The sequence below is a fragment of the Ruminiclostridium hungatei genome (assembly GCF_002051585.1).
In the GTDB taxonomy this organism is placed as follows: domain Bacteria; phylum Bacillota; class Clostridia; order Acetivibrionales; family DSM-1351; genus Ruminiclostridium; species Ruminiclostridium hungatei.
In genome coordinates, this window is record NZ_MZGX01000036.1 from 24,464 (window position 1) to 32,185 (window position 7,722).

At 31.3% G+C, this 7,722-nt stretch carries 4 protein-coding genes and 1 pseudogene; all 5 read right to left on the reverse strand.

Going from position 1 to position 7,722, the window contains the following annotated elements; all coding sequences use genetic code 11:
• Positions 1-13: 13 nt before the first annotated feature.
• On the reverse strand, positions 14-1,873 hold the full coding sequence (locus CLHUN_RS20475; protein WP_080066554.1) for a protein kinase domain-containing protein: 1,860 nt from the start codon (positions 1,871-1,873) through the stop codon (positions 14-16).
• A 664-nt stretch (positions 1,874-2,537) separates the two neighbouring features.
• Complete coding sequence (locus CLHUN_RS20480) at positions 2,538-2,960, reverse strand: AAA family ATPase (RefSeq protein ID WP_080066555.1); 423 nt, start codon at positions 2,958-2,960, stop codon at positions 2,538-2,540.
• Positions 2,961-3,111: 151 nt separating this feature from the next.
• A pseudogene (locus CLHUN_RS21860) lies at positions 3,112-3,253 on the reverse strand (helix-turn-helix domain-containing protein).
• Positions 3,254-4,089: 836 nt separating this feature from the next.
• A complete protein-coding gene (locus tag CLHUN_RS20485) occupies positions 4,090-5,421 on the reverse strand; it encodes an RNA-binding domain-containing protein (protein ID WP_080066556.1) in 1,332 nt (443 codons plus the stop codon).
• 83 nt (positions 5,422-5,504) lie between these two features.
• On the reverse strand, positions 5,505-7,722 hold a 2,218-nt coding region (locus CLHUN_RS22220), incomplete at its 5' end, for a hypothetical protein (protein ID WP_165755812.1).

Genomic DNA, 7,722 nt, shown 5'->3' on the forward strand with positions numbered 1-7,722 from the left:
GCCTCCTTCTTAGCTAAACCTTAAAGAATTCTTGTATTTCAGCTCTGCTTAATTCTGTATCTCTTGCAATTATATTTATGTTTTCATCGTTATCGAGTGTATTTTTAAGCTTGATAACGGCATTACGAAATTCAATATTGTCTTTGTATTTCCCCAAGGTTTCATATGCGTCTACGATTTTGGTTTTTCCTACTTCAACATTAAAAATTGCTCTTGCTAAATCATAACCAACGCTATCACCTATTACATCAAGCTTTACAATTTCGGTTGAAATCTCCTTAAACTTTTTTGTGTTAGCGTTACGCATAATTTCGTCAACACGTTCAGGCAATAAATTTTTATTGTTAATTTGCTGCAAAAGGCTTACTATCATTGTAGCTTCATACTCAGATATATCTCCGCTCTTGTATGTAAAGCTGACAATTTTTCCATATATATCATCTACTCTGCTTGCAGAAGCAGTAGTAATAAGATTTTCTGCGACTTCTTCGAGTCTATAAAACTGCGTGTCATTATAGTTGGAAGTTATGGCATCCCATTTACCCAAAGCAATATTAAATGCCATAAGGTGATAGATAAAATATATGATCAGGAAAACGGAAAACAACGAAAGCATGCTTCCGCATAAGCTAAAAGCATTCTTAACTTTCGGATTTTCTTCTTTTACAATCGTTGGAACAGAATCTCTCGCATTCTCTATGTCTTTCCTTAAATCCTTATAAGAGTGGTAATAATCTCTATTTTCTAAATCACAATAATTATTAGTACGCTTTCGGGTACACTTTTTTACAATAGACTCTAACTTTTTATGATAATAGACTGATGTACAAGATAAATCTCTATTAAAATAAGCAGCATCGTTTAAAAAATTATTCCTGTAGAAATCGTGGATATCATCAGTAAATTGCTTGTTTTTTGTAACCAGCTCAAATATATTTAGACATTCCCAGAAGGTACCACCAAAAGAGAATATATCGCTTTCGATAGACATTTCCCCTTGTTCAAAACCAGCAGCAAATGGGAATTGGGAATCATCTGCGGCTTTAGCATAGCATTCGGGTGCAGCATAACCCAACGTACCATACTGATACATTTTATCCAGGTTTTCGTTTTCGTTATAATTCACATCAGATAAATGGCTTTTAGCGAATCTATTGGCTTTGGTAACTTTTTTTGACCTACCAAAATCAATCAGCACTAATTCTTTGCCGTATCTCGTTACCATGATATTTTCAGGCTTTATATCTAAATGCAAGATGTTTTTCTGTTCGGTGACAAATTCCATAATTTCACATAGATTTAACATGAAGAGCAAAATCTGATCTTGATACTTTAAGGTATTATCATAGTTATAGCTATTATTAACCGCCGATTTTTCATCGTTGCTAAAATTGTGATAATTTATAACATTGCTTAACCCACTGCTAAGAGGTTCAATTCTTCTAAGTTTCCAGTACTCTTCCCTACAAAACTCCTCAAGTGACCACCCATCAATGAATTCTTCAATAACACAAAAATAAGAATCGTTGCTTATAACACCACTGACTATTCTATTGCAGGGCAAGCTGAAGTCTCTCAAATTATCGATAACATCGTCTATTCGAACAATAGATCTACATTCCCTTAATTCCTCAAAAATCTTCCACTCTTCAGTTTTGAATATTTCTAACCGATCCACAATATTTCCGTCTGTTAAAATAGACTTTGGCTTAAATTTTAGTACACAGGAAAACTGCAGTCCGCCATCCAGTTTTGTCTTTAAGCCCTTATAAACAATACTTTCCGAACCAATAGCAATAAAGCCGTCTTTGTTTATACCATAAGATGTGTCAATGATGTATTTGTAAGTGTTGCCAATCATTTCATTGTTCATTTCTTGTTTAACTCCCTTGCTTTTTCAGTTTCGTGACTTCGCGGTAAATTAATGTTATCTCAATACCACAATCCTCAAATATTTTCCCATAGCGATTCCGTTCTTAGGTTATTTTATTTATATCAACAGTATAGTTGCAAACCGCCGTCAAGTTTAGTCTTTAAGCCTCTATATACTATGCTTCCCGAACCACTAACGGGGATAAAGCCATCTTTGTTTATCCTATAAGACACGTCGGTGACATATTTGCCAATCATTTAATTGTGCATTTACGATCTTCAAAATTTCCACATTTAACCAAAACCCATTCCTGCCATTTTAGTATGGCAAGTCCTTATTAACCCCGGGCTCTACAGGATGTATTTTGAATGAGGTACGAAATCTTAATTGCATCAATTTTATAAGATGTTCTGACTTCGAGGTCTTCTCTTAAATCATTAATAATCTCATATATGTTTTTCGCGATATTGTTCATAAAAAAGTCTGTGCGATTAAATGGATTTACATCTTCAAGATTAACTGGTCTTGTGGGCAATATTGATGCAACGCTTCCAAACACATTTCCTTCAACAACATTCATATACAAGTACCAAAGGGATACAGAATGATTTGCAACATGAACAAGTATGATAGAACGTTCCCCAATGAACTATCTGATGCTGTATCAAAAAGATTTAAGTGGATATATGTAGGTGTCTAAACCCATTGCCGTAAACATTGGTCCCAGACCTTCGTCCATATTCGTTCTATTAAACTCATCAATCATAGTAAATACCGTATTAAAGTCAGTTGTTGCACGCCTACTTTCATAGCACTCCATGATATCATCAACAATATATCCGTCTTTAGGTCCAATTTTTCCTTTAAGAGTGCCTGTTGAATTGTCATAAGACACAGTAATTCCTCCTATAACTTTTCTTACATTCCACTCACTATCTGCTGTATGCACATTACATTTGGCGCCATACATTTCCACAGGTAAAAATTCAGATATAGTAGATTTTGCAGTTCCCGGAGGACCATATAAAATAATATTAAAGCCAGCGTTAATTGCTGCAATGATACTTATTAACATATTATTATCCATTAAAATCCTTTTTTTAATATTTAACAGATGCGTAGCCAAATTACTTTCGTAATCTTTTACAATTTGTAATTCTTTCTCTGCAGCGTCTTTTATTTCTGCCTCTGAATAAGCTGTATATATCCATTATTTTGACCTCCTACTTATTTCATTCCTAAATTCTACGACATAAGATATCACAATCCAACGCCTTACAAACCTTCATCAAAACCTCCCTGCTCACCATTTCAACTTTTGAAAGCTTCGTAATATTCCAAGATAATCCTGGCGGCCAATTGCAAGTCCTTCTTATTCATATCTTTATCAATCAATAGTTTCCATAACTTCTTATAACTTACTTACATTACTCCACTTTCACTTTCTGTAAGTAGTTTACAGTTGTGTTTATATGATTCTATCACACGATAGTGTGTATCACAAGTGAGTTTCTTCGCGTTCTCAGGAATTTACAGTGATATTTGTTGAATATTCTCTGTATCGGTGATACAATGATGAACAATGTATAATTGGGGCATTTTAGCAAAGATCCAGGAGGTTTTATAGTGGGCAGTCAAACCACCACATTTACGAAATACATAAAAGACGGCGACATATCATGTATCATCTTTTAAATAAAAAAACCCTCCGTTGGTTGCTATACAACCCCAGAAAGTCCTTGAAACACGGTGTTTATTCAGTTAGTGTTGCTTTGTTCGGTATCCCTTGTGTCAAATCCAAGAGGTTTTGGTCGCCCGTATAAGGCACAGGCAGTAATTTATACATTTCAATGACAGGCATTTTATTTGGTGGAGGTAAGTTGGGGAGCACTTTCACACTTTTGTTTAACAAATACGCAAAATTCCTTAGATATTCGCGCTTTTGTTTAAATTTGCGCTTTTGTACGCCCCCCTATGTAAAAGCAACAAAAAAAGTGTGTCCACGGAAACATAAAACACAGCACAAAAAAGGGGCATATCGCTCCGAACCTTTGATATCAAGCTACTTCCGTTCTATCAACACGCAACACTCCACGTGCCTTGAGTGGGTAAAAAAGATGCCGTTTAAAGCCAGTATCCCCTTGGCGGGAAGGTATATTTCAGTGAAACTTCAACACACGCAATGTGTGTTATGAATATAATCCGGAAATATTCTATTATTGAGGTGCTTTATTCCTTTTTATCTTTTTGGAACGTAACAATATCTCTCGCTGAATCTGAGTCGGAGTTAATTTTGTTTTTCCTCCTTCCGTTTTTATAAAGACTTCTCCTCTAGATGTACAATAAAGTAATTCGGAGTCACATGATTTCACTACTATTTCAACAATATACGTATCTTTAAGAATACCATTGCCATTAACAATCTCTTTAAAATTAATTGTATATAAATCTGGGCTTATATATGGTTCTGCCTGTTTAATAAGCTCAGATATTTCCCTCCTGATTTTGTCTTTGTCCGCGTATGTGAGATTAACACCCTTAACTATTTTATCATCACTAATACCAAATAGAATTGTTCCCGTATCATTTACTTGACTGTTCAAGTACGAAATTATATATATTTCAGCATTTTTTATAATTGAGTTACAGGGATTTTCACCTTTTACTTCTTTAAATTCAGTATATCTACATTCTTCCTCTGGAATTTTGTCTCCAATACGGTAATTAATAACTTCTATTTTTTTATCTTTATCATGATTTTCTTCTATTTTAATTTTATCCTCAAAATTAAAACTATAATTAAATGCTATTGGACTTCTTGTTTCATTATTAATATCATTGTCTAAATATTGGATGTGAATATCAGGATCTTTGATATCAGAAGAGAGATAAGCGTTCTCTAATAATACAAACTGAATGCCTACAAGATTTTGAATAATTGATAATATGAACTGTACTGTTTTAGAATCAAACATGCAAAATATAGAATCTCCTATAAAAATAGAATCCTTTGGAATTTTGGAAAGAACCCAAATCAAATTTATAAAGGCTTGTTCTCCACCCGATAAATAAATATACCTATGAGCTCTCTCTATCTGATCTTTTAAAAGCTGTTGCATATCCATATTATTAATTCCAGACGCCTCAATAAATTCAATTGATTTTCGTATATTTTCTTTTGTAAAGTTTCTATTATTTCTTAAACTTTCGTTATTACAAAAAAATATATGATCTCTTTTGTTTATAGAAGCGAAATAATAAATATCTTTAAATTGATTTAAGATAAGCTCCGAGGATGATGTGCTATACTTCTTAGTTATATGATTATATCCATTATTAAGGGTGATATTAACTTCTGAAAACAGTTCTGAATCGCTACAGAAATTCAATATGCTGTCATCGTAGAAAAGTGAATATATCGCTGCTAGCATATTTGTTTTTCCTGATGCATTACAACCAATAATTAAGTTAATCTTATCACTATATAAGTTGAAACTAGCATGCTTAATTGGACCAAAATTTAATAATTCTATTTTGCTAATATACATCTCTTACCTCTCGTCTAAAACAGTATATCATTATTTTTTTATCTATGGTCTTCAGACTTTCAACACTTAAGTATAACAAAGTTCTATATTATAGACGCTTTTGCGTATTTAAGAATTTCATTTAGACAAGTATTCAATTCAACATCGTCAAATAAATAATTATCTTCGATTACAGCTTTCTTTAAATAATCTATTTTGTTAACAAAATAGGTTGGTGCAACATTTCTATTTTTTTCTAACATGGTCTCAATTTGATCTTTCTTATTTTTCTGCAATCTAGATAAATACTTTTTTTCTTCTATATCATCGCTTGTTAAGTTTTTAGCATATTGGGAATATTCCCATAATTGCAGATATGTATTATCAATATTTTCTAAGTTAGAATAATCTTTTTCCTTCTCCAACTGAAATTCATCATTAAAACAAGATAAGATATCATTTGTTATTTCTATTGGCAGTGGAGGAGTTATATCTTTTAATTCTGATTCACTTTCTGTAGTAAAATAAGCCTTAACTTTTTCTAAAGATAATTTACTTATACTTAATCCATTTTTTGTTACTGTAGTAGATCCATTACAAAATAAAATATATATGTAGTCCACTTCTAAATCTATAACAGGAACAAAAACTAAGATTAACGTAGATATTTTATTTTCATCTTCTATGTCAAAATTTTTTATTATTATCGGAACTTTTTTAATATACCCCTCTTCGATTATTTTTGAAGGAAATACGAAATCGAAACCAAATTGATTTGTCTCGTCAATTTTGCTGATAATAGAAGATAGATACTGCCTATCTTTTTGTATTTTCCATAGATTCACTGAATTTTTATTATAAAAAAAGTTATTCCTAACGTTTAGGTAATAATCATTCAAGATTATTAACCTGTTTATCCAAAAAACCTCTTCTTTGCATAACCTATCAAAATCGGCAATAAAATTATTCGATTCATTTGCAATATTATTAAAAAAACTTTGCATCTCGAAAAGCTTATTTTCTGCATCTCTCAAATTAAGAAAAGCAAGCCTTGTGTTATTATCATTTTTTTTCATTAATAAAGAAACCATTTGATTCGTATAATTTCTGATAGATGAAAAATAAGCACCTTTTACCTTTGAAGTATCCGGTAATTCTTGCGGTTTTTCAAATGGACGCTTCTGGTGTGGATACAATTTTTCCATTCTTAATGAAACAAAAATATTATCCCTTAGTTCATCAATATATTCTAACAGTTCATTATTTATTTTTTGCTTGTTTAATATTTTCTCTAAAATATATACATTATGTTTAAATAATTTTACAATCTTTTCTCTTAATTCATACCAAAAGCAAAGCAAATCGTATACAGAGGCGCATTCATAATTAGACATTATTGTATCTGCCCAAAGATTTGCAAATTCTGAATTGAAGGAAATTATTATATTTCTTATTGGCATTTCTTTATGTGCATCGTCAGGTATATTAAGAAAATTAAGCATTTCTATTGAAGGCTTAATTTTATCAGCGCAATATGTCTCATATATAGGCAATACTTTACAAATAATATTTAACCTTTTAACACTTTCTTGATTTGCAGTTTTTATTTGATCCGGCAGTAATATATATTCTACATGTATTTCTTTGTGATCTGGATTTTCATATATTTTTAAGGAAGAGGTTACTATCTTCAAATATTCTAATATTTCCCGTTTATTATTTTCTATAAAATATAAATAATCAGTCTTTTTCAAAATCCACCAATTATACATTAATTGTGCAATGGCTTCTATGCCCCATCTTTCTTTATTATTCCATACGTCGGACATTGATAATTTTGTGACTATATCAAATTCTTTATCGACTTTAATAAGCCAGCTTGCTAGATTTGCATAATTATTGAGATCACGATTTAATTGGTGTTGTTTAAGTTTGTTAAAAATATAATATGAATAAATGTAAAAATCCGTCTCTTGTATTTTAAATTTACCAATTTTATCTGAAAGTTCACTTAAATACTTAATATTACTATCCTCTGGCATAATCTTCTGTAGTTCATTCAAAGTCCTTACTTCTGTATTAACTTCTTCAAATCGGTTGAAAGGATTAACTTCGGATAACAATAACATTAATCCTCCATGCTCGTTAGCATCATCAAAAAGAGGTCGATTATTATTATAGTAATCTAATACGCTACCGCTATAAAGACCTCTTAAAGCATTTAAAAAATACGTATAGTTATTGTCGAAAGTACTATCTATTAAATCTCTATAAAACTTATCCTTATCTTCTTTTATGTAAAAAGCCAAGTTGGAATATAAT

Coding starts and splice junctions, on each gene's coding strand:
- CLHUN_RS20475 (WP_080066554.1), bottom strand. CDS start 1,873: ATGAACAATGAAATGATTGGCAACACTTACAAATACATCATTGACACA.
- CLHUN_RS20480 (WP_080066555.1), bottom strand. CDS start 2,960: ATGGATAATAATATGTTAATAAGTATCATTGCAGCAATTAACGCTGGC.
- CLHUN_RS20485 (WP_080066556.1), bottom strand. CDS start 5,421: ATGTATATTAGCAAAATAGAATTATTAAATTTTGGTCCAATTAAGCAT.